This window comes from Pseudomonas sp. NIBRBAC000502773 (genome assembly GCF_006517195.1).
Lineage (GTDB): Bacteria > Pseudomonadota > Gammaproteobacteria > Pseudomonadales > Pseudomonadaceae > Aquipseudomonas > Aquipseudomonas marginalis.
This window is the reverse complement of the sequence record NZ_CP041189.1, coordinates 5516953-5539712: the sequence shown is the minus strand read 5'-3', so window position 1 is coordinate 5539712 and position 22760 is coordinate 5516953. Positions and strand designations below refer to the sequence as shown.

The following is a 22760-nucleotide window of genomic DNA, read 5'->3' as shown; positions in this document are numbered from 1 at the left end:
TAGTTGAATATGAGCATACGAATCGCCGTTATCGGCGCAGGGATTATGGGGGAAGATCACGCCCGCATCATTGCCCAGGACCTTCCGGGAGCCACTTTGCATGTGGTGTGTGATGCGTCGCCAGAGCGAGCGAAGCTGATAGCTGACCGTTATGGCGCCGCTGACGTTTCCACTGATCCACTGTTCACGCTTTCAAGGTCCGATGTCGATGCAATCATCATCGCCAGCCCGGACGAAACCCATGCGGTCCTGACCATGGCAGCCATTGATGCTGGGAAACCTGCACTGTGTGAAAAGCCGCTGTCTCAAAGCCCGGACCAGTGCCTGGCGGTCATCGACAAAGAGGCCTCCCGGGGTCGCCAATTCGTGCAACTGGGCTTTATGCGCCGGTTTGACCCTTCGTACAGGGAAATGAAAAGTGCATTGAGCGACGGCGTGATCGGTCGGGCTGTGATGATGCACAATTTCCATCGCAACGTAGAAGCTCCCGCCAACTTCAGCGGGCAAATGGCGATCAGTAACTCCGCGCCTCATGAATTCGATGTGGCACGTCACGTGCTCGATACTGAATACGTTGCCATTTCAGTGTTCCAACCCACCCACACGTCTAAGGACGGCGTCGGCGCCCCGGTATTCATGGTGCTGGAAACCCGGGAAGGACATCTGGTGAACATCGAAATCAACAACAACGCCCATTACGGGTACGACGTCCGTGGCGAGCTGGTGGGCGAGCGGGGTTCCGTGCAACTGGCCACCCCCGTACATGCTCGCTTCAACACCTGTCTTCAGGGTTTTGAACGGTACGCTGCCGATTGGCGGCCGCGTTTCGCCGACGCCTACCGCCTGCAGAACAAAGCATTCGTGGAGTTCATCACCACAGGAAGGTTCCCCGTCCATGCTGCGAGTGCCTGGGACGGCTATTGCGCAGCCATTGTCGCTCAAGCTGGCATCGAGGCGCTCAATCAGCGTCGCCGGGTCGTTTTGCCGACGCTGGAAACACCGCCCCTCTACCGATCGAGAGAAGGAGCTGCGTCATGAAGCTGGGATTCGTCACCGATAGCCTCGGTCACCTGCCATTGCGGGAGATGCTCAAGCAGGCGGAACGCCTGGAAGTGTCGGGCCTGGAGATCAACACCGGCGGATGGTCGACCGCACCACACTTTAACTTGGCACAGATGCTCGCCAGCGCCGACGACTGCAAGGCACTCAAACGCAGCTTCCAGGAGCACAATCTGGAAATCATTTCCCTGAACGCCAACGGCAACCCTTTGCATCCTACACAGCCCGAACAAGGCCAATGCCTCCGGGACACGATACGCGTAGCCGGTGAACTGGGAGTCAAGACCGTCTGCACCATGTCTGGCTTACCGGAAGGTCGGGCCGGCGACAGGATGCCGAACTGGGTAGTTGCCTCATGGCCTCCCGAAACCCAGACAATGCTGCGCTATCAATGGGAAGAACGCCTGCTGCCCTTCTGGAGCGAGATCGCTGATCTGGCCAAGGAAAATGGTGTGGAGCGTATCGCGTTGGAATTGCACGGTAACCAATGCGTCTACAACGTCCGTTCGCTTCTGAAACTACGCAATGCGATCGGACCGGTGATAGGCGCCAACCTGGATCCCTCTCATCTGTTCTGGATGGGCGCTGATCCGCTGGTAGCCGCCGAGGCACTGGGCGATGCCATCTACCACGTACATGCCAAGGATACCTTGCTTAATGCGCCAGTCCAGGCCGTGGACTCACTCCTGGAAAATGGCTCATTGATGGATATCTCATCCCGTAGCTGGTCCTACATCACACTTGGATTCGGCCACGGCGAGCAATGGTGGAGGCAGTTCTGCTACCGCTTGAAAATGGCTGGCTACGATGGCTGGCTATCGATTGAGCATGAGGACGTTTTACTCAACAGCCTCGAGGGCTTGGAAAAGTCCGTAAGACTGCTAAAGAGCGTCATGCCGGTTGCCGCCAGCGATTTCAAACCCCAGTCCATCTGAATCGCACCACGAGAAAAAGCCAATGTAATTCCATATTAAATCGCTCACCGCAATGGCGAGTGAGCCTCCCCATGAGTTTCAGTCAGGAATATCACAATGACAATTAATTCCTACGGAAATACGGCAGACACTTCAGTCGCCTATGTAAGTCCTGAAAAACGCCAGGCACAGCGCTACCTGCAAAAAGTGACTTGGATCGCCACATTTGGCGGCCTGCTGTTCGGCTTCGATACCGGCGTCATCAATGGCGCCCTGCTCTACATGAAGGATGACCTGGGCCTGACGCCATTTACGGAAGGCTTGGTCGCCAGTGCCTTGTTGATCGGCGCAATGATGGGGGCGCTGTGCAGCGGTCGCTTATCAGACCTCAAGGGGCGCCGCCGTATCATTCTTTTCCTCGCCGTGCTGTTTTTTCTTGGCGCATTGGCTTGTGCGCTGGCGCCCACCCTCAATGTCATGGTGGCCGCCCGCTTCACGCTCGGGTTAGCGGTGGGCGGCGCATCGGTCGTCGTGCCGGCGTATCTTGCAGAGATGGCTCCGTCCAGCATCCGCGGTCGCATCATTACCCGTAACGAGTTGATGATCGTCACCGGGCAATTCCTGGCCTTCACCACTAACGCCACATTGGGCAATTTGTTCAGCGATCTCGATGGTGTGTGGAGATGGATGCTTGCCTTGGCAACCCTGCCAGCAGTGGCACTCTGGTTGGGAATGCTCTACATGCCCGAAAGCCCGCGCTGGCTGGCAACCAAAGGCCGCTTCAGAGAGGGCCTGGAAGTACTGAAACTAGTACGGGAAGAGTACTATGCCAAGGCTGAAATGGAGGCCATTACCCAACAGATCAGCAACGAACGATTCATCAAAAAAGGTGGCTGGCGCGACCTGTCTCAAAAGGGCGCGCGACGAATCTTTTTGATTGGCATCGGTATCGCTGTTACGTCGCAGCTGACCGGAGTCAATTCAATCATGTACTTCGGCACCCAGATCCTCACAGAAGCAGGCCTGGAACAACGTAGTGCACTGATCGCCAATGTCGTAAACGGCGTTATCTCGATTGGCGCAACGTTCGTGGGTATTGCTCTGCTGGACCGCGTGGGCCGTCGCCCAATGATGCTGCTCGGTTTCACCGGCACCACATTGTCTTTATTGTTGATTGGCCTGGTTTCAGTTTTTGTCGACCCCTCCGTTACCCGCGCCATGCTCATTCTCGGAGCCATGGCGATGTTCCTTGCCTCCATGCAAGGGCTGATCGGGCCTGCTTTCTGGGTACTTTTGGCAGAAATTTTCCCAATGCGCATCCGCGGCGGATGCATGGGTATGGCTATCGCGGCCTTCTGGTTGACCAACGTGATGATCGGCATGTTCTTTCCAACGCTGGTTGCGACGATCGGGATCGGCCAAACCTTCTTTGTATTCGTGGGAGCAGGACTTCTGTCCCTGACCTTTGTCGCAGTGTGGGTACCGGAGACACGAGGCAGCACGCTCGAAGAGATTGAACAGCGGTTGTATGGTTAGACGAGATCGAGTATGACGCGCCCATGACCATGGTTCAGTTTCGACGAAAAATCCCTCGACATGAAAATCGCGCAGTCGCCGGCCGACGACTCCCCCTGAACGGAGCCCGCTAAAAAGGATGCGTATCTTGAATCGCTTATCACCACCGCCGATGTCTGCGCAAGAAACCCAGCGCACTGTCGATTGGGCAATCATGTCACGGCGCAGCATCAGGGCCTTTTTGCCGACAGCCGTGCCCCATGAGGAAGTCGAAGCGATTCTGGATGTCGCACGCTTCAGTGCCTCGGGTGTGAACATGCAGCCCTGGCAAGTGCACGTTGTAACCGGTGAAGCGAAAGAGCGCCTGTCAATGGCCATCAGCGCGATCGACAACGACCCACGACTCAGCAGCGATATGCAGGAGCCCTACGCCTACTACCCGAACGAATGGATCACGCCTTACATCGATCGCCGGCGCAAGGTGGGTTGGGACCTCTACGGGCTGCTTGGGATTGCCAAAGGTGAAAAACAACGCATGCACCAACAGCACGGGCGCAATTACCGGTTCTTCGACGCGCCGGTTGGCTTGCTGTTTACCGTGGACAACGTGTTGGAGCAAGGCAGCCTTCTGGACTACGGCATGTTTTTGCAAAACATCATGCTGGCGGCACGCGGGCGGGGGTTGCACACGTGCCCGCAGGCCGCCTTCCTCAAATACCACAACGTCATTTCAGAGATGTTGAGCATTCCCGCCGACCAGATGCTGGTGTGTGGCATGAGCCTTGGCTATGCCGACCCCAAGGCCGTTGAAAACACTCTGGTAACAGCCCGGGAACCGGTCAGCGCTTTCGCCGTTTTTCACCATAATAATAAGGAGACCCACCCATGATCAGTGATGCATACGCAGCCAGGGCATCGGCGTCGGGCCATTGGGCGTTTTGCAGTAGGGACTTGAACACATACAGACGATTGCGACGAGTCAGGTGTTCTTCGACACGTAAATCAAGGCTTCACCCAGCAACGGATCGCGGCTAACCTTGGCCACCGGCCAAGCCTGCGATCCGCGCTTGCCGAACATAATGATTTCGGAAGCTGCTGCCACCATGGATATTTCTTCGACGCCTTCTCCGCCTGCCAGTAACAAGGAAAATACCGGTGGGCGCGTACAGGTCATCGACCGCTCGATTGTACTGCTGCGCACCCTCTCGGGGCTCAAGCATGGCGCCAGCGCTCTGGACCTGGCGCGGCTGACCGGTATAGACCGCACCACCATTCATCGCCTGCTCAAGACCCTGACCCACTGGAGCCTGATCGAGTCCCAGGGCGGCACCTATCGCATCGGCCCGGAATGCCTGATCTATTCGGCGGCGTACCTGAACCGCCTGAACCTGCGCAAGATCGCCCTGCCCTACGCCATCGAGTTGCAACGGGTGATCGGCGAGCGCCAGGCAATCGTGTCGCTGTCGGTGCCGGTAGGTGACCAGGTGGTGTTGATCGAGCGGATGTGGACGCCGACCACGCCGCTCAACGTGATTGTCGACCTCGCCGACCAGTTCCCCATCGACGGCAGCCCCAGCGGGCGTGCGGTGCTCGCCACCTACAGGGAGGCGGCCGCGCAGGCGATCCTGGGCGAAGCGCGGTATGCCAAGGTACGGCCGGCGTTGGAGTTGATCCGCAGCCAGCAGGACTTCGCGTTTGGCCATGGCGAGTTCAAGCCAGGCCTGTCGTCGGTGGCGTTTCCGATACGCGTGGAAGCCGGGCAGGCCATTGGCGCGGTCGTCGTGGCCGGGCTTGAGATGGAAGACGAAACCCACCCCGGCTCGTCCCTGGCCAGCCATGTGCGCCGCGCCTGTGAAGGTATCGCGGCGCAGTTGGGCAACCTTTAGGGCCTGAGGCCCAGGGCGGCGAGCAGGCGGTTTTTCTGCACCTTGCCGTAGTGGGAGCGCGGTAGTTCGTCGATGAAGTAAATGCGGCGCGGCACCTTGTAGCGCGACAAGCCCGCGCGGCAGTGGTCCATCAACTGCTGCGCCGACAGGTCTTGCGAACCCCCCAATACCACGGCTGCGCACACTTGCTCGCCCCATTCCAGGTCCGCCAGGCCAAACACGTGGGCGTCCTGCACGCCGGGATGGCTCAGCAGGTTCTGTTCGACTTCACCGGGCTGCACGGATTTGCCGCCGCTGCGGATGATGTCCTTGCAACGCCCCAGCACGCGCAGCAGCCCATCGGCACCAATGCGCCCGAGGTCACCGCTGCGCAGCCAGCCGTTGTCCAGGGTCTTGGCACTGAGGCCCTCGAGCTGCCAGTAACCACTCATCAATTGCGGCCCGCCGAGCAGAATCTCGCCCACACCGTTTACGTCCGGTTGATCGATGCGGATCGCAGCGCTGAACAACGGTCGACCCACCACGCCTTCGCCACCGTCGCCGGCCGCGCGCACCGTCGCCATTTGCGCGGGCGAGAGGTAGCAACTCCAGGGCGCTTCGGTCATGCCGTAGAGCACGCCGATGCGTTCACTGAACAGGCTGCATGAGCCTTCCAGCACTTCGCCGGTCAACGCGGCAGCGCCGACATCGAGGCTCTTGAATACCGGAAGATCGGCCGCTGCAGGGCCGGTTTCGCGCAACAGACGCAGTAATTGCGTTGGCACCAGGGAACTGAACGCCACCCGGTACTCAATAAGCTGCGCGATGAATGCCTTGCCGTCGAAGCGACCACCCAACACCACTCGGCCGCCGCTGAGCAAATGGGCCAGCACCGCCACCGCTGCAATCGGCCATAGCGGACGGACGTTGAGCAGTACATCGCCGACCACGGCGCCCCGGCCCATGACGATGTTCTGCAACACCGCGCACAAGCTGGCATGCCGATGCATCACCGCCTTGGGCGTGCCGGTGGTGCCGCCGGTGTAGTTGAGCGAGGCGAGTGCCTGGGGGGATTGCGCCGGGCGTGGGAGGATGTCGACGGGGCTGGATTCGGTGACGGTATGCAGCGGCAGGCAACGGATGCCCAAGCCTTGCGCCACACCGGCGTACTGCTCGGAAAACAGCAGCAAGGCAGCGCCCGCGTCCTGTAGCTGAGCAAGCAATTCGTCAAGCGCCAGGGCCGGGTCCAACGGCACGCGCACGCGGCCGCTGGCCATGCAGCCATAGTCGGCCAGCAGGTAGTCGATGCTGGCGTCGGCCAGTAAGGCCACCCGCGCACCGACCGGGATTTGCAACCGATCCAACGCTTGGCCGACGCCGCTGAGGGCGCGGTCCAATTCGTCAAACGTGAGGGTGCGAGCACTGGCCGGTTCGTGCAGTGCGATGTGGTCCGGCCATTTAAAGGCCGCCTGGCTGAGCAGCGTACTGATGTCCATGCTTACCACCCGCTCAACACAATGCGCCCATTGACCTGACGCGACTCCAGCAGCGCATGGGCCTCAGCCACTTGGTGAAACGCCAGCACCCGGTCGATCAGCGGCTTGACCTGCCCGCCCTTGATCAACGCCAGTGCCAGGCGCACCTCTTCCAGCGTCGCGCTGCCCGAACCCTGCACCCGCAGGCGTCGGCCGATCAACAGCCCCGGGTTGATCGGCACACTGGCGGGCGTCACATTGCCCAACACCACCACGCGCCCTCCGAGGGCCATGCTGCGCAGGGTGTCTTCGAGGGTGCTGCCGAGGTTTTCCATGGCAACGTCCACGCCGCGTTTGCCGGTGAGTTTCCAGACCTCGGCGCTGTAGCTGCCGCTGCTCACAATCACGTCATCGGCGCCCAGGCTGTGGAGAAAGTCACGCTTGTCCGCACTGCCCGTGACGGCAATGACCCGCGCGCCCGCTGCCTTGGCCAATTGAATCTGATGGGCGCCCAGGCCACCGCTGGCGCCATTGATCAACACGCTTTCGCCGGGTTTGAGCGCGGCCTCGCCGTGCAAGGCGCGCACGCTGGTGCCGATCGGGCAGGACGCCAAGGCGGCCTGGATGTAGTCCAGACCGTCGGGCAGTTCGATGGCGGAGATCGCCGGTACTCGCAGGTATTCGGCATAGGCGCCTTCAGTATCCACCGATGGCAGGCCCAGGGCCCGGCACAGATCCTGGCGACCGCGCAGGCAGTCACGACACTGACCGCAAAAGCGTCGCTGGTAAACCACCACCCGGGCGCCGACCGTCAAGTGGCGCACACCCGCGCCCACCTCAACCACTTCACCCGCTACTTCATGGCCCAGTACCACGCCGGTATGGGCTCCCGCTAACCGCCCGGCGCGATGCAACAGGTCGTGATGGCAAACCCCTGCTGCCGCGACCTGGACCAGCACTTCACCCGCACCAACCTGCGGGGTCGGCACCTCCTCGACCTGCAATTGCTCCGGCCCGCCGAAGGCTTTTAGAACTATGGCTTTCATTTTTTATAACCGTTTTTGACCCGATAAGAATATGTTCATATAACAAACATATTGTTTGCATTGTGCACATCGATTAAGTTTTCCTCACTTTGACGCAGACCTCAAGGGGCAATCGCGTCTTTCTTTCTCTCTCAATGAAAAGCACACCATGACAGTCGAGTACCAAGCTATTGGCGAAGGAATTCTGGTCGTCACCCTCAACCGCCAGGAGCGCCTGAACGCGCTGGACAGCCAGGCCAAGCATGAGTTGGCCGAGGTTTGGCAACGCGCTCAACACGACCACGCGGTGCGCGCCATCGTGCTGCGCGGTGCCGGCGAGCGGGCGTTTTGCGCCGGCTCCGACCTCAAGGAAATCGACGCCACCGGCGAGACGGTCAGCAGTGACGTCTTGGCTCGCGCCCTGCCCGGCGTCGGCAACGACCTGAGTAAACCGGTGATTGCCGCGTTGCACGGCCACACCTTGGGCCTGGGCATCAGCCTGGCGATTCATTGCGATTTCCGTATTGCGCGGCATGACACGCGGTTCCACTTTCCGGAAGTGCAGCACGGCATGTTGTCGGGTTTCAGTGCGATCACCCTGCCCAGCCTGATCGGCGAAGCAGCGGCCCTGGACATCATGCTCAGCGCGCGCAAGTTCAACGCCCAGGAGGCGCTGGCCATCGGCCTGGTCAATCAGGTGGTGGACGACGCCTACGCCAGCGCGCTGGAACTGGCCGCACGCCTGGCCAGCCATTCATCTAAGGCCGTGGAATGGACCAAGACCTTGCTGCTGGCCGAACGCAAAGGCCGACTGACGCGGCAGATGGCACTGGTCGACCAGGCCCGCCAGGACGTGATGCTAGGGCGCGATGCGAAGGTGTAGCCCCCACCCCTATAACTAGAAACAGCCAACACATAAGCCTCCCCAGTACTGTCAGGAACTCCCACCATCAGGAATGGAAAGCGGCACCTAACCATTGGAGCCTCACCATGTCTCGCCCTTACACCCGCTTTCGTCCCAGGCTCAGCCTGCTGACTGTCGGCATCCTCGGGCTGTGCGCCCAACCGGCAGCCCACGCTGAAGAGAACCCGTCACGACCGTCGGCGGCCAGTGACACCGCCCTGCAAACCGTGGTGGTCACCGGTGCCCGGGACAGCGGTCGCACCGTGGCCAAGAGCCTGGCGCCGATCGATGTGATCAGCGCCGACGACCTCGCCCGCTCCGGTAAACAGAACCTGCGCGACGCCCTGGCCGCCAGCGTACCGTCCTATACCAATGCTGCAGGGTTTACCGGCGGCACCGGGTTGTCGGTCAAGTCCGCGACTTTGCGCGGCCTGGGCGGTAACCATGTGCTGGTGCTGGTCAACGGCAAGCGCCGCCACAATACGTCGCTGATCTTTGTGCAGACCGCCGCCACCTCAAGCGGCCAGTCGCCCGCCGACCTCGACCTGATCCCCATCGCCGCGGTGGACCACGTGGAAGTGCTGCGCGACGGCGCGGCGGCGCAATACGGTTCGGACGCGATTGCCGGGGTGATCAACATCATCCTCAAGACCAACCGCTCCGGCGGCAGCGGCAGCGCCCTCTATGGGCAGTACGCCAACCGTGTGGGCGGCAAGGGTAATTTCGGTGCGCGGGGCCAGGGCCAGATCAACCAGGGCTTCGAGCTGCCCAATGACGGCTTTTTCAGCCTCAGCGCCGATATCGGCCTCCAGGAAAGCTCCAACGTGGCCGGCGCCGTGCCGGACCGCACCAGCATCTATTTCCGCCAGAACGGCCAGCCCGACCCGCGCGAAACCAGCGAAAGCCGCTACCGCCAGCAACTGGGACAGCCCCGTTCGCAAACCTATAACTTCGGCTACAACGCCGAACTGCCGCTGAACGAGGACTACACGCTGTACTCGTTCTCCACCCTCAGCCACCGCAACTCCACCAGTTGGGGCACCTACCGCACCGCCAACTCGCCGCAGAACATTGTCTCGGTGTACCCGGACGGTTTCTCGCCGCGTTTCGTGGTGGAAGAAGACGACTTCCAAAGCGTGTTCGGCGTGCGCAACGACGACCTGCTGGGCTGGGCTTGGGACCTGAGCAGCAGCTACGGCTACAACAACGCCAACACCCGCAACGAACGTTCGCTGAACCCGTCCCTGGGACCAAACAGCCCTCAGGATATGGACGGCGGCAACCTGATCGCCAGCCAATGGACCAATAACCTCGACCTGACCCGTGCGTTCGATACCGGGCTGTTTGCCAAGCCGCTGAACGTCTCGACCGGCCTTGAGTTCCGCCGCGATGGGTTCGAGATCCAGGCGGGCGAATACGCCTCTTATGCCGATGGCGGCTACGTGTTCCCCACCGGCAGCCCACTCGCCGGCCAACGCCCCAACCCCGGCGCGCCAGGGTTGGTGGGTTTCACCCCGGCCGACGCGCACAACTACTCACGCACCAACACCGCAGGCTACGTCGACTTCAGCCAAAGCCTGACCGACCAATGGGACGTGAGCCTGGCCGGGCGTTTCGAGCACTACAGTGATTTCGGCGACACCGGCAGTGGCAAGTTCTCCACGCGTTACGCGTTCACCCCGCAATTCGCCGTGCGCGGCACCGTGAGCAACGGCTTCCGCGCGCCGTCCCTGCAACAGCAGTTCTATTCGTCGTCGCTGACCGCCTGGCGCACCAGTCCGCTCACCGGGCAACTGGAGCAGGCCACCACGCGCTACGTCACCGTCAACGACGCCGCCGGCCAGGCCCTGGGCGCCAAGGAGCTCAAGCCTGAACGCTCGATGAACTACAGCCTCGGCTTTGTCGCCACACCGACCGAGAACCTGGACATTACGGTCGACCTGTACCAGATCGACATCAAGGATCGCATCCTGCAGACCAGTAACCTGCAAGGCACGGCGGTCTCCAACGTGCTGGCCGCCCAGGGCCTGAACCCGAACCAGATCGTCTCGTACTTCGGCAACCTGGCCGATACCCGCACCCGTGGCATCGACCTAGTGGCCGACTACCGCTATGACCTGGGCCGCTACGGCAAGACCAAATGGACCTTGCTCAGCAATCAGAGCCTGCAGACCATCGAGAAGATCAAGGAGCCCGCAGCACTGGCCGGCACCGGCGTCAGCGTGATGGGCCGTGACCGCCAGGGCAACCTGACCTCGGCCTACCCGAAAAACACCACGTCGCTGAATGCCGCCTGGCAACTGGGAGATTTTGAGGTGAATCTCAAGGAAACCCGCTATTCCAAGGTCACCGGGCGTAACCAGATTTCGGCCAGTCGCGATGAAAAAATTCGCCCGGCATTCATCACCGACCTGAGCGTGGGTTACTGGTTGAGCGACGCGGTGAAAGTCACCGTCGGCGGCGAAAACATCTTCGACCGGCGCCCGCAGCAACTGAATGACGAGGCCAAGCGCTTCTACTTCTTCCCCACCGACAACCCCACCTACAGCTGGTACTCGCCCTATGGCCTGGAAGGCGCCTACTACTTCGCTAAAGTCGACGTGAGCTGGTGATGACGAACTTCGAACGCCCGCAGGCGACCTTCGACCAACGCCTGTATCGCAAACTGGCGTGGCGGATCATGCCGTTCCTGTTCCTGTGCTTCGTGCTCAACTGGCTGGACCGGGTCAACATCAGCTTTGCGCATTTGCAGTTCAAGACCGACCTGAACATCAGCGACGCCACGTTCGGCATCATCGTCGGGGTGTTCTCCATCGGTTACCTGCTGTTCGAGATTCCCAGCAACCTGCTGCTGGAAAAGATCGGCGCGAAAAAAACCATGATGCGCATCATGGTGCTGTGGGGACTGGTGACCATCGCCACCGCGTTTGCCCAGACCCCGGCGCAGTTCTATGTGCTGCGGGTGTTGCTGGGCGCCGCCGAAGCCGGATTCTTCCCAGGGGTGATCCTGTACCTCACCTACTGGTTCCCGGCCAGCCACCGCGCGCGCATTACCTCGCGCTTCATCATGGCGATTGCGGTGTGCGGAATTATCGGCGGGCCGCTGTCGACCAGCATCATGGCGCACTTCGCCGGTATCGGCGGCTTTACCGGCTGGCAATGGCTGTTCGTGATCACCGGCATTCCGCCGGTGCTCGCGGGGTTGTTCGCCTGGTACTGGCTGGACGACAAACCGGCGTCGGCCAAGTGGTTGAGTGCGGATGAAAAACGCGCCATCGAACAGGCCCTGGCGCGTGAACGGCTACAGCGCAAACCCGGTGGGCATTCGCGTTTTGTAGAGGCGCTGAAGGATCGCAAGGTGTGGTTTATCACCCTGGCCTACTGCCTGACCATCATGTGCACCGGCAATGTCACCAACATCTGGGCGCCGTCGATCATTCGCGATTCCGGGGTCAGCAACCTTGGGCAACTGGGCTTGCTCTCGGCTTTGCCCTATGTGATCGGCGTGTGCGTGATGCTGTGGGCGTGCCGCCACTCGGATGTGAATCAGGAGCGACGCTGGCACTTCGCGCTGGGCGGCCTCACGGCGGCGCTGGCAATGCTGGTGCTGCCCAACTTTCTGTTCAGCCCGTACTCGGCAATCGCCGTACTGACCCTGATGACCAGCGGCTACCTGGTGGCCACGGCGATTTTCTGGACCATCCCAACGTATTACCTGTCGGACCACGCCAAGGCCGCAGGCCTGGCGCTGGTCAACTGCTGCGGGCAGATCAGCAGCCTGCTGACGCCCATCATGATCGGTGCGATCAAGACCTCCACCGGCAGCATCAGCCTGGCGCTTTATATCGTGGCGGCGCTGGTGGCCTGCGGCACCTTGATCCTGTTGCTCGGCGTCCCGCGCAGCGCTCTGCGCGACGCTTCCTGACCTCTTTGATGGACCTTTCCATGACCGATTACCTTGCCCTCGCCCACCAACTCGCCGCGCAGATCCAACCCGGTGCCGCCGAACGCGACGCCGGCAGAATCCTGCCTTATGCGCAGCTCGACCTGATCCGCGAATCCGGCCTGGGCGCCGCCCGGGTCCCCACTGAGCTGGGCGGCGGCGACGTCAGCCAACTGCAGGTGGCACAGATTTTCATCACCCTGGCCAAGGCCGATCCGAGTGTGGCCCAGGCGCTGTTTCCACATTTCGCCACGGTCGAGCACCTGCGCCTGATCGCCAACTCCGACCAGCAGCGCGAGTACCTCGGTGCCTTTGCCGAGCGCCAGTTGTCATCGGGCGCGATTGCCGAACGCAGCGGCACCTTTCGCGGAGAAATCCACACGCGCCTGGAGCGTCGCGGCGATCAACTGGTGCTCAATGGCAGCAAGTTCTACAGCACCGGTTGCCTGTTTGCCGACCTGCTGAAGATCCAGGCCGTGGACGAGGCCGGCAACGCGGTCTACGTGATGCTGCCCGCCGATACCGCCGGGATCACCCTGCTGGATGACTGGGACGGCATGGGCCAGCGCGTCACCGCCAGCGGCAGTACCGTGCTGGACAATGTGCCGGTGCGCCCCGAGCAAGTGATCCCGTTGGCGCAGTGGTATCAACGCCGCAACTATGTCGGCGCCAGTGCGCAACTGATCCACTGTGCCCTGGATGTCGGCATCGGCCTGGCGGCCTTGGATGACGCGGTAGCGTGGGCGCGCACTGGATCGCGACCGGTGCGCGAAAGTGGCGTGGACCAGGCGCGCCACGACCCGTACATCCTGCACACCCTCGGCGATCTGGCCGCGCGCATCCATGGCGCCGAAGCGCTGGTGGAGAAAGCCGCCGGGGCGGTCGACCTGGCCGCGCGCACGCAGTTGCAGGGGCTGGCGCAGGGTGAGGAACTGGAAGCCATTTTGGTAAAGTCCTCGATTGCCGTGGCCGAAGCCAAGATCGCCTCAACCCGCGCCGCCCTCTTCGTGTGCGAGCGCCTGTATGAAGTCGGTGGCGCAGCCACCACCCAGTCGCGCTACAACTTCGACCGTCACTGGCGTAACGCACGCACCCACACCACCCATGACGCCCTGGCGTACAAGTACAAGGCAATTGGCGATTATTTGCTGAACGCGAAAGCACCGCCGATTGCGTTTACTTATTGAGCCCTGGATATGTTGAAGCTACCGATTTCCCTGCTGCTGCTGTCCGGCTCCGTGTCGGCCGCCGAGCCTTGGGACGACCTGGACGCGCAGATCAGCCAGGCATTGCCCGGCGTGATAGAGCTGCGCCACGCGATTCACCAACAACCCGAGCTGGGCAATCGCGAGTTCCACACCGCCGAGCGCATCGCCCAACGCCTACGGGAACTGGGGCTGGAGGTGCAGACCGGCATCGCGCATACCGGTGTCATTGGCATTTTGCGTGGTGGCAAACCTGGCCCGGTGGTCGCGATTCGCGCCGAACTGGACGCGCTGCCGCTCACCGAGGAAACCGGCCTGCCGTTCGCGTCGACAGTGCGCAGCAAAGATGAAGGCGCTGACTTTCGCAGCCGTGGCAAGGACGTCGGGGTGATGCACGCTTGCGGTCACGATGCGCATATGGCGATGGCGCTAGGGGTTGCCGAGGTGTTGGCGGCCCATCGCGAGCAGTTGCCGGGCACCCTCAAGCTGATCTTCCAACCGGCCGAAGAAGGGCCGCCGCTCGGCGAACAAGGCGGCGCGCAATTGATGATCAAGGACGGCGCGCTGCAAAATCCCGCGCCGGCGGTGATCTTCGGCATCCACGTAACTGCGGGTACGGCGGGGACTTTCACGCTCAGCCGGCAACGCACCACGGCGGCAGCCGACACCTTTGTCGCGCGCATCATCGGCCGCCAGACCCATGCGGCCTTCCCGTGGACCGGCATCGACCCTGTGCCCGTCGCCGCCCAGGTGATCCTGGCCTGGCAGACCATTCCCAGTCGCCAATCCAACCTCAGCCTGTTACCGGCGCCGGTGATTTCCGTGGGCCGTATCGAAGCCGGGGACCGCCACAACATCATCCCCGCCGAAGTGCGCCTGGAAGGTTCGATTCGCACCGTCAGCGATGAACAGCGCGAGGACGTGTTGCAGCGCATGACCCGCACCGCCGAGCACATCGCCGAAGCCTCGGGGGCCACCGCCAAGGTGGACTACCTGCCGGGCAATTACCGCGCCGGCTACAACAACACTGCGTTGGTCGACCAGTTGATGCCGGTGCTGCAACAGGTGTCGACCACGCCAGTACGGATCGACAACGGCACTTACGGTGCCGATGACTTCGCTGAATACGCCCGCCAGATTCCGGGGATTTTCATGCGTATGGGCGTGACACCGCCTGCGCTGGAGGGCAAAAACGTGTGGCCTACCCATTCGCCGGGCTTCCAGGTGGATGACCCGAGCCTGGCGGTGGGGATCCGGGCACTGAGTCGGATGACGTTGAGCTACATGATTGACGCTCCTCGGTTGTCGCCCTAGGGGCCGGAACGGTGAATTCAGACCGCGCTGCGGTTATATCCATAGCAATAAAGGATATTGGTATATACCAGATCACTCCCTTATAAATCGCTTCCATCAAAAGACGTTGGACTGGAGTGGCAAGCGATGGTGTCGGTAAAGGTAATGCTCGAGTACTTCCATCCCTGGCCGAATTCGGCGGGTTTGTACCTGGCGCGGGAGCGCGGCTGGTATGAAGAGCTGGGCCTGGATGTGGAATTGGTGGTGCACGACCCCTACCGTGGCGACACCCTGCAGCACCTGCTGGCCGGTGCGGCGGATTTTGGCGTATTTCCCAGCAACCGCCTGCTGGTGCGCCGTGCCCTGGGCCAACCGTTGCAAGGCATCGCGGCGATCAACCATGCGGGCCTGGAGTCGATCCAGACCCTCACCGATTCCGGCATCCGTCGCCCGCGAGATCTGGTCGGCAAGCGCCTGGCCCTCAACCCGACACCACGTGGCCTGGCCATGGTGCGCCACTTGGTGAGCCGCGACGGAGGTGACTTCGACGCGGTGATCCTGGTGGACAGCGGTGTGCGCGAACTGCGCCCCGAGCAGCTCGCCGAAGGTATCGCCGACGCCAGTTTTGGCGGTTACTGGGCCTGGGAAGCGTTGATGCACAGTCCCATCGAAGCGGCGCGCCGCGTGGTGTTGCCGGTGGACGACATCGGCGCTCCGGCCTATCACAGCTACCTGCTCGGCACCCACGAACGCACCCTCGCCGACAAACCTGAAGTGGTGCGTGATTTCCTCGCGGCCACCGCCCGCGGTTACCTGGCCGTGGCGCAGGATCCATCGATTGCCCTCGCCGCCTACGAACACACCACGCCGTATTTCCCGGCCGAATTGCTAAGTGCCTCGCTGCATAAAATCGCCCCGACATGGCTACATGAAGGCCGCTGGGGTGAGCAACGCCAGGCGCTGCTGGCCCCCTACGCTGAATGGCTGCACGAGCATGCGGTGCTCGACAATCCGCACGTGTGGCAAGGCGCAACCAGCAACGCTTATCTGCCCGAGGTGAGCGCATGAATCCCCAACGCACCGCTCATGGCCTGGGGCTGGAGCCGGTTGCCGCCGACTGGCCGGCCCTGCACGAAACCGACATCGCACACCTGCTGCGGGAGTACCCGCAACTGGGTCCGCTGCATAGCCTGCATTGGCATAGCCCACGGCCGTTTTCCGCCGCCGGATTGATCACCACCGGTAACGCGACGCTGTTCGTCAAACGACATCACCAACGGGTGCGCCAAGCCGCGTGGCTGCACGAAGAACACCAACTGATCGCCCACCTGCATCGCCGGGGCGCCCCGGTGGCGGCGGTAGTGCCGAATCGACATGGCGCAACGGCCACGGTGCAAGGCGAGTGGACCTATGAAGTGCACCACGTTGCCGAGGGCCTGGACCTGTACCGCGATGCGCTGTCGTGGTCGCCGTTCCAGAATCTTCAGCATGCCTTCGCCGCCGGCCAGGCGTTGGCCCGTTTGCATCAGGCCGCCGAACACCATGAAGCGCCCCGACGCCAGACCCATGTGCTTCTGGCCAACGCACGACTGATCGGGCAGTCTGCGCCCCTGGAAGCCATCGCCAATATCGCCAGCCCTTACCTGGCAGGCAAGGATTGGCGAGCCCAACTCAGCGAACTGTTGTTGCCGTGGCACAACGCGTTGTACCCGTTACTACGTGAACAACCACCGTTGTGGACTCACAACGACTGGCACGCCTCCAACCTGTTATGGAATGCTGACGGTAGCGTTTCGAGCGTGCTGGATTTCGGCCTGGCCGACCGCACCTTCGCCCTCTTCGACCTGGCCACGGCCATCGAACGCAACGCCGTGCCCTGGCTGGAACTGGACACTGGCGGTGCGGCTCGCGCCGATCTCGACAGCGTCGATGCGCTGCTTACCGGTTATCACCAGGTGCGCCCGCTGGGCGCGAAGGATCTACATACCCTCAGCGCCTTGCTGCCGTTGGTGCATGTAGATTTCGCGCTGTCCGAAGTGGCGTATTACCAGGATGTGGTGGGCTCCACGGCCAGTGCAGATGTGGCGTACTACAGGTATCTGCTGGGCCATTTGCGCTGGTTTGCCGGGCTGCAAGGGCAACGTCTGCTCGGCCATATCCGACGTAAAACCGTATGAGTATTCTGGTCGATAGCCAATGGCTGCAGGCGCATCTGGACGACCCTGGAGTAGTGGTGCTGGATGCCACCGTCGTGCTGCCCTCACCCGAGTTCGATGGCGATTACCGCGTCGATAGCGGTTACGACGGCTGGTTGCAGGCACATATCCCAGGCTCGCGGCATGCCGATCTCTTTACTGAACTGGCGGACACCCAGGCCAGTTTCAGCTTTGCCCTGCCGCGCCCCGAGGCACTGGTGAACGCCCTGGCAAACCTTGGCGCAGGCGAGGAAAAAGCCGTGGTCATCTATGACCGTGCCGACGGCTTCTGGGCCGCACGGTTGTGGTGGATGCTGCGTGGAGCAGGTATCGACGCCAGGGTGCTGGATGGCGGTTTCAACGCCTGGCGTGAAGCCGGCCTGCCTGAACACAGCAGCTCTGCCAAGCCGATAACGCCTGTGCCCCCTTGGTCAATCAACCCACGCCCAGAGCTATGGATTGACCGCGGCGGCGTAGAAGCAATCGTCGCTGGCAACGCACGGGGACAACTGATCTGCGCCCTCGGCGCGGCCCTTTTTGAAGGTACCGCTGCCACCCGCTACGCCCGACACGGGCATATCCCCGGCAGCCTTAACCTGCCGGCCCGCCTGCTGTTCGACGCCCACGGCCGCTACCTGCCCAAGGATGCCCTGGCCCTGGCGATTGGCCCCACGCTGCTGCACAGCGAAGGTCCTTTGATCCTGTATTGCGGCGGCGGTATCTCCGCGGCTGCCAACGCGTTGGCCCTGACCCTGCTGGGTCGCCAGGACATCGCGATCTACGACGGTTCCTTGCAGGAATGGGCCGCCGACGCACGTTTACCAATGACTACCGGAGCAGCTCCGGCCTGACGCCACTTTCGGCGAATTCGGCTTTTTCATCACGAACTGGCAACCCGTCCGTTGCGCAGCGCCGGGCTTCTTTGCGCCCGATAAAAGCGTACGGCAATGGCCGGCAGACCTTTGGAGCGCTCTTTATATGGCTACACCTTACCGTCACACGCTGCTCGCCCTGAGCATCACCCTCGCCGCTGCGGCGGCCCATGCCCAGGATGCGACGCTGGACACCGTCACCGTCGTCGGCCAGGAAACCACCGACTATCAGGCAAAAAAAGCCGCCGTGGCCGGCTTCGATAACGCGCCGTTGCTGGACACCCCGGCGTCCGTCGCCGTGATCACCGAAGCGCGCCTGAAAGACCAGCAGGCACGCCTGCTCAGTGAGGTGTTGAAGAACGACGCCTCGGTGGGCGACAGCTATGCGCCGGTAGGCTACTACGAGAATTTCGTGATCCGTGGCTTCGCCCTCAACCCGGCCAGCAGCTACAAGATCAACGGCCGCACCATCACCGGCGAGCAGAACGTCGCGCTGGAGAACAAGCAGCAAGTGGAAGTGCTCAAGGGCCTGGCCGGTTTGCAAAGTGGCGTCTCCGAGCCCGGCGGACTGGTCAACTACGTGAGCAAGCGCCCGGAAAATGTGCGCTCGGTGACGGTGTCGACCAACGAACAGGGCGAGCGTTACCTGGCCACCGACATCGGTGGCTGGCTCGGCACCGAGCAGCAGGTGGGCGTACGCATCAACCTGGCCCACGAAGACATTCGCTCCTACGTCGACCACGCCGACGGCAAGCGCGACTTCGCCTCCTTGGCGCTGGACTGGAACATCAGCCCCAACGCCCTGCTGCAACTCAACGCCGAGTACCAGGACCGCGAGCAGCGCTCGGTGCCGGGCTATCAATTGCTCGGCGGCACCGACGTGCCGCATCACGTTTCGCCCAAGGACCTGCTGGCGTACCAGAGCTGGTCGAACCCGGTGGGCATCCGTTCCCTGAACCTCGACGGGTTGTTCGAATACCGCTTCAACGACGCCTGGAAGGCCAGCTTCAGTGCCTCCCGCAGCCGCGTGGTGATCGACGACTACAGCACCTTCGCCTGGGGTTGCTACGGTGCCGCCAGTTGCGCCAATACTGCTGTGCCCAACCACTTCAGCGCCGAGGGCGACTATGACATCTCCGACTACCGCAGCCCGGACGACACCCGCCGCAACGAAGAGGCCCAGGCTGCGCTCAATGGTCAATTCGACACCGGTTTCCTCAAGCATGACCTGACCTTCGGCACCACCGCGTTCCGTCGCCTGGTGGACCGGCGCACGTCGGTCAACGCGTATATCGGCGAGGGCAATATCTACCAGCCGTCACCGGTACTGGAACCCTACGACGGCCCGCTTGGCCACACCTACCGGCGCCTCGACAGCCGCCAGTACGGCCTGTTCGCCAGCGACCGCATCAGCTTCAACGAGCAGTGGCAAACCATCCTCGGCGGGCGCCAGGTACGCCTCGATGAAGAGACTTACAACCAGGCCGGCGCCACCACTCGGCACACCCAGCGCAGCCTGTTCCTGCCCCAGGTGGCGCTGATCTATAAACCGCGCCCGGACACCTCGTTGTACGCCAGCTACAGCAAGGGCCTGTCCCTGGGTGGCGAGGCCGCGTGGTTCAGCAGCAACGCCGACGAGGTGCTGCCGCCGACCACCTCGCGCCAGCTGGAGGTGGGGGTCAAGCGTGACTTCCAGCGCCTGAGCCTGACCGCGGCGCTGTTCCAGATCACCCAGGATTTGCAATACAACCGACCGAACGACGACGGCACCATCACCTTCGTGCAGCAAGGCAAGCAGAAAAATGTGGGCCTCGAATTGTCCGCCAACGGCCACCTGACTTCCGACCTGCAAGTGTCAGCCAGCGTTGCAGCGATCCGCGCCCGGGTCAGTGGCAGCGGCACCGATGACTATGACGGCCACCAGGCAATCAACGTGCCCAAGCTGCGCGCCAGCTTGCACGGCGACTACAGCATTCCCGGCGTCCCTGGCCTGGCCTTGCTCGGCGGGGTGCAATACAGCGCGAGCAAATACGCCAACCGCGAAGCTACGGTGAAGGTCGACGACTACGCGGTGTTCGATGTGGGCGGTCGCTACAGCACCAAGGTGGGCGATTACGCCACTGTGCTGCGCCTGACTGTCGACAACCTGTTCGACAAACGCTACTGGCGCGATGTGGGTGAATCCGCAGGCGACGGCTACCTGTTCCTGGGTGCGCCGCGCACGGCGCGGCTGTCGGCCACCGTCAATTTTTAAGGCCGAGCGTTACCCTGGCCGACCAACGCAAGCGCCAGCTCAAGCAACAGGCGTTGCACCTGGAAAATTGGTTTTTGAGAGAACCCTATGTCGCCACTCGAAATCGTCGCCGTACTCTTCAACATCGTCGGGGTCTGGCTCACCGCACAACGGGTGCGCTGGTGCTGGCCCGTCAGCGTGGTCGCGGTGTTGTTGTATGCCTGGATCTTCTTCGATGTGAAGCTGTATTCGGACATGCTCCTGCAACTGGTCTTTGCCGTGCTGCAAGGCTATGGATGGTGGCGCTGGAGCACCGGCCGCGTTAATGCCGGCAAGGTGCGGGTGGAACGCCTGCCGCTTAAGGAAGCGTGGCGGCACGTGCTCGCGGGCGTGATCGGAGCCGTGGCCCTGGGTGCGGTGATGCACCACTTCACCGACGCCGCCCTGCCCTGGCTGGATTCGCTGCTCACGGCCTTCAGCCTGGTCGCCAGCCTATGGGCGGCGCGCAAGTACGTGGTCAGTTGGTGGCTGTGGATCATGCTGGACGCGGCCTATGTGGGCTTGTTCCTGTACAAGGACCTGCAACTGACCGCTGCGCTGTATGCCGGTTTTGTGCTGCTGGCCGCCTACGGTTTGCGTGCCTGGCAACGTGACCTGCAGCAGCAGGAGCATATAACCAAAGTGTCGGTTCACAGCGTTTAATATCATTAAACACAAAGCGTTTATCACGTTTAAATATAAACAAACGCCCGGCTGTTCTTAGGCAGCAGACCCGCCCCCCCCGCGTGTCCCCCAACCTTTTTGCCCGCAGGAAGCACCATGTCCGATCCCACCCCGCTGTTATTCGGCCTTTATGAACAAGCCAGTGTCGGCTGCGGCGGCGCGCCCAGCCTGTGGACCCACCCGGCGGATGAACGGCTGAACATCAACACTCTCAAATACTGGTCGAACCTGGCCCGCACGGCGGATGAAGCTAACCTGGACCTGATGTTCTTCGGCGATGTGCTGGGCTTTTACGACGTCTTTGGCGGCTCTGAAGCGATGGCATTGAAATGGGCCGTCGAAGCCCCCGCCAACGACCCGCTGACGATCATTCCGGCGCTGGTGGCCCTCACCGAAAAACTCGCGTTTGGCGTCACCGTCACCACCAGCTACGAGCACCCGTTCACCCACGCCCGACGCTTCAGTACGCTGGATCATTTGTCCGATGGGCGCATCGGCTGGAACATCGTCACCTCGTACCTGTCCAGCGCCGCGCGCAATTTCGGCCTGGAGCAGATGATCAAGCACGATGACCGCTATGAGCGCGCCGAAGAATTCCTGGAGGTGGTCTACAAGCTCTGGGAAGGCAGCTGGGCGGATGACGCCGTGGTTGCCGACAAACGCTCGCAGACCTATGCCAATGGCGCGCGGGTGCGCCCGATCCAGCACGCGGGTGAACATTACCGCGTCGCCGGCCCGCACCTCAGCTCGCCATCGCCACAGCGCACGCCGTTGCTGATCCAGGCCGGCTGGTCGGCACGGGGCCGGGAGTTCGCGGCCAAGCACGCGGAACTGGTGTTTATCGCCAAGTCCAACCCGCTGGATATCCGCCAGGGCCTTGAAGATATCTGGCGCCAGGCCGAGGCCCGTGGCCGTCAGGCCGCCGATGTGAAGTCGCTGACCGTGCTGCGCATCGTCACCGCTCCCACCGCCATCGAGGCACAGAAAAAATACGACACCCTGCAAAGCAACTATCACCTGCAAGCACAGTTGGTGAGCTATGCCGGCGACACCGGCATCGACATCAACCGCTACGCCGACAACGAAGCGCTGTCGACCCACACCGAAGGCATGACCTCCTACGTGATGCGACCCGATGGCAGCGGCAAACCGTTGACCGCAGGCGAGGTGCGCCAACGCTTTGCCAATGTCACCCGTGGCAGCGACCTGATCCTGGTGGGCACCCCGGAGCAGATCGCAGAAAAGATCGAGGAGCACGCACGCATCTCCGGCACCAGCGGCTACATGCTCAACCCGCTGATCAGCCCAGGTTCGTTGAATGACTTCGTCGAACTGGTGATCCCGGCCCTGCAAAAACGCGGGCTGTACCGCACCAACGCGCAAAGCGGCACACTGCGCTCGCGCCTCAGCGTCGATGGCAGCGATCGCCTGCCAAGCTCGGCCCATGGCGCGTCGTTCCGCTTTGCCTGAAGCCTGCGTGGGACCAGGTGACCTGCACCAACAGGAACGGTAGAGTCACCCCCACGCCATGCCTGCACA

General features: G+C 62.2%; 19 protein-coding genes. 16 read left to right on the top strand and 3 right to left on the bottom strand.

Annotated elements, in window-relative coordinates:
* The first annotated feature begins 9 nt into the window (after positions 1–9).
* The 4 genes from NIBR502773_RS25725 to NIBR502773_RS25710 all read left to right on the top strand — a co-directional run bounded on the left by NIBR502773_RS25725 (position 10) and on the right by NIBR502773_RS25710 (position 4377).
* Positions 10–1038 carry a Gfo/Idh/MocA family oxidoreductase gene (locus tag NIBR502773_RS25725; protein WP_141157265.1) on the top strand — a complete coding sequence of 343 codons (1029 nt, stop codon included), beginning with the start codon at positions 10–12 and terminating at the stop codon, positions 1036–1038.
* On the top strand, positions 1035–1994 hold the full coding sequence (locus NIBR502773_RS25720; protein ID WP_141157264.1) for a sugar phosphate isomerase/epimerase: 960 nt from the start codon (positions 1035–1037) through the stop codon (positions 1992–1994). Before NIBR502773_RS25725 ends, NIBR502773_RS25720 begins: the two co-directional genes overlap by 4 nt.
* Before the next feature lie 96 nt (positions 1995–2090).
* On the top strand, positions 2091–3509 hold the full coding sequence (locus NIBR502773_RS25715; protein WP_141157263.1) for a sugar porter family MFS transporter: 1419 nt from the start codon (positions 2091–2093) through the stop codon (positions 3507–3509).
* Positions 3510–3627: 118 nt separating this feature from the next.
* A complete protein-coding gene (locus NIBR502773_RS25710; RefSeq protein ID WP_177414154.1) occupies positions 3628–4377 on the top strand; it encodes a nitroreductase in 750 nt (249 codons plus the stop codon).
* A gap of 90 nt (positions 4378–4467) precedes the next feature.
* On the opposite strand, the gene NIBR502773_RS31050 is transcribed toward NIBR502773_RS25710, so the two are convergent.
* Positions 4468–4593 carry a hypothetical protein gene (locus NIBR502773_RS31050; protein WP_256592556.1) on the bottom strand — a complete coding sequence of 42 codons (126 nt, stop codon included), beginning with the start codon at positions 4591–4593 and terminating at the stop codon, positions 4468–4470.
* Between NIBR502773_RS31050 and NIBR502773_RS25700 the strand changes: the two genes are divergently transcribed.
* Positions 4592–5374, top strand: coding sequence for an IclR family transcriptional regulator (locus NIBR502773_RS25700; RefSeq protein ID WP_115487934.1), 783 nt, complete (start codon positions 4592–4594; stop codon positions 5372–5374). The two genes, NIBR502773_RS31050 and NIBR502773_RS25700, sit on opposite strands and share 2 nt — an antisense overlap.
* Here NIBR502773_RS25700 and NIBR502773_RS25695 read toward each other — a convergent pair.
* Positions 5371–6849, bottom strand: coding sequence for a class I adenylate-forming enzyme family protein (locus tag NIBR502773_RS25695; RefSeq protein WP_141157262.1), 1479 nt, complete (start codon positions 6847–6849; stop codon positions 5371–5373). The two genes, NIBR502773_RS25700 and NIBR502773_RS25695, sit on opposite strands and share 4 nt — an antisense overlap.
* Positions 6850–6851: 2 nt before the next feature.
* On the bottom strand, positions 6852–7874 hold the full coding sequence (locus tag NIBR502773_RS25690) for an alcohol dehydrogenase catalytic domain-containing protein (protein ID WP_141157261.1): 1023 nt from the start codon (positions 7872–7874) through the stop codon (positions 6852–6854).
* A gap of 148 nt (positions 7875–8022) precedes the next feature.
* Between NIBR502773_RS25690 and NIBR502773_RS25685 the strand changes: the two genes are divergently transcribed.
* The 11 genes from NIBR502773_RS25685 to NIBR502773_RS25635 all read left to right on the top strand — a co-directional run bounded on the left by NIBR502773_RS25685 (position 8023) and on the right by NIBR502773_RS25635 (position 22691).
* Positions 8023–8736: an enoyl-CoA hydratase/isomerase family protein gene (locus NIBR502773_RS25685; protein ID WP_141157260.1), complete on the top strand. Its 714-nt coding sequence runs from the start codon at positions 8023–8025 to the stop codon at positions 8734–8736.
* A gap of 107 nt (positions 8737–8843) precedes the next feature.
* On the top strand, positions 8844–11369 hold the full coding sequence (locus tag NIBR502773_RS25680) for a TonB-dependent siderophore receptor (RefSeq protein ID WP_141157259.1): 2526 nt from the start codon (positions 8844–8846) through the stop codon (positions 11367–11369).
* Entirely contained in the window at positions 11369–12682 is a 1314-nt protein-coding gene (locus NIBR502773_RS25675; protein WP_257228068.1) for an MFS transporter, read from the top strand. The genes NIBR502773_RS25680 and NIBR502773_RS25675 overlap by 1 nt, the downstream gene beginning before the upstream one ends.
* Positions 12683–12702: 20 nt before the next feature.
* Complete coding sequence (locus tag NIBR502773_RS25670; RefSeq protein WP_115487929.1) at positions 12703–13887, top strand: acyl-CoA dehydrogenase family protein; 1185 nt, start codon at positions 12703–12705, stop codon at positions 13885–13887.
* 9 nt (positions 13888–13896) lie between these two features.
* A complete protein-coding gene (locus NIBR502773_RS25665; protein ID WP_115487928.1) occupies positions 13897–15219 on the top strand; it encodes an amidohydrolase in 1323 nt (440 codons plus the stop codon).
* A gap of 126 nt (positions 15220–15345) precedes the next feature.
* Complete coding sequence (locus NIBR502773_RS25660) at positions 15346–16266, top strand: ABC transporter substrate-binding protein (RefSeq protein WP_115487927.1); 921 nt, start codon at positions 15346–15348, stop codon at positions 16264–16266.
* On the top strand, positions 16263–17375 hold the full coding sequence (locus NIBR502773_RS25655; RefSeq protein ID WP_115487926.1) for a phosphotransferase: 1113 nt from the start codon (positions 16263–16265) through the stop codon (positions 17373–17375). Before NIBR502773_RS25660 ends, NIBR502773_RS25655 begins: the two co-directional genes overlap by 4 nt.
* Positions 17372–18244: a sulfurtransferase gene (locus NIBR502773_RS25650; RefSeq protein WP_141157257.1), complete on the top strand. Its 873-nt coding sequence runs from the start codon at positions 17372–17374 to the stop codon at positions 18242–18244. Before NIBR502773_RS25655 ends, NIBR502773_RS25650 begins: the two co-directional genes overlap by 4 nt.
* Positions 18245–18371: 127 nt before the next feature.
* The gene (locus tag NIBR502773_RS25645) at positions 18372–20519 is read left to right on the top strand and encodes a TonB-dependent siderophore receptor (protein ID WP_141157256.1); all 2148 of its coding nucleotides are present in this window, start codon (positions 18372–18374) and stop codon (positions 20517–20519) included.
* A gap of 87 nt (positions 20520–20606) precedes the next feature.
* The gene (gene pnuC / locus NIBR502773_RS25640; protein WP_115487923.1) at positions 20607–21200 is read left to right on the top strand and encodes a nicotinamide riboside transporter PnuC; all 594 of its coding nucleotides are present in this window, start codon (positions 20607–20609) and stop codon (positions 21198–21200) included.
* Positions 21201–21317: 117 nt separating this feature from the next.
* Positions 21318–22691 carry an LLM class flavin-dependent oxidoreductase gene (locus NIBR502773_RS25635; protein ID WP_141157255.1) on the top strand — a complete coding sequence of 458 codons (1374 nt, stop codon included), beginning with the start codon at positions 21318–21320 and terminating at the stop codon, positions 22689–22691.
* Positions 22692–22760 lie beyond the last annotated feature (69 nt).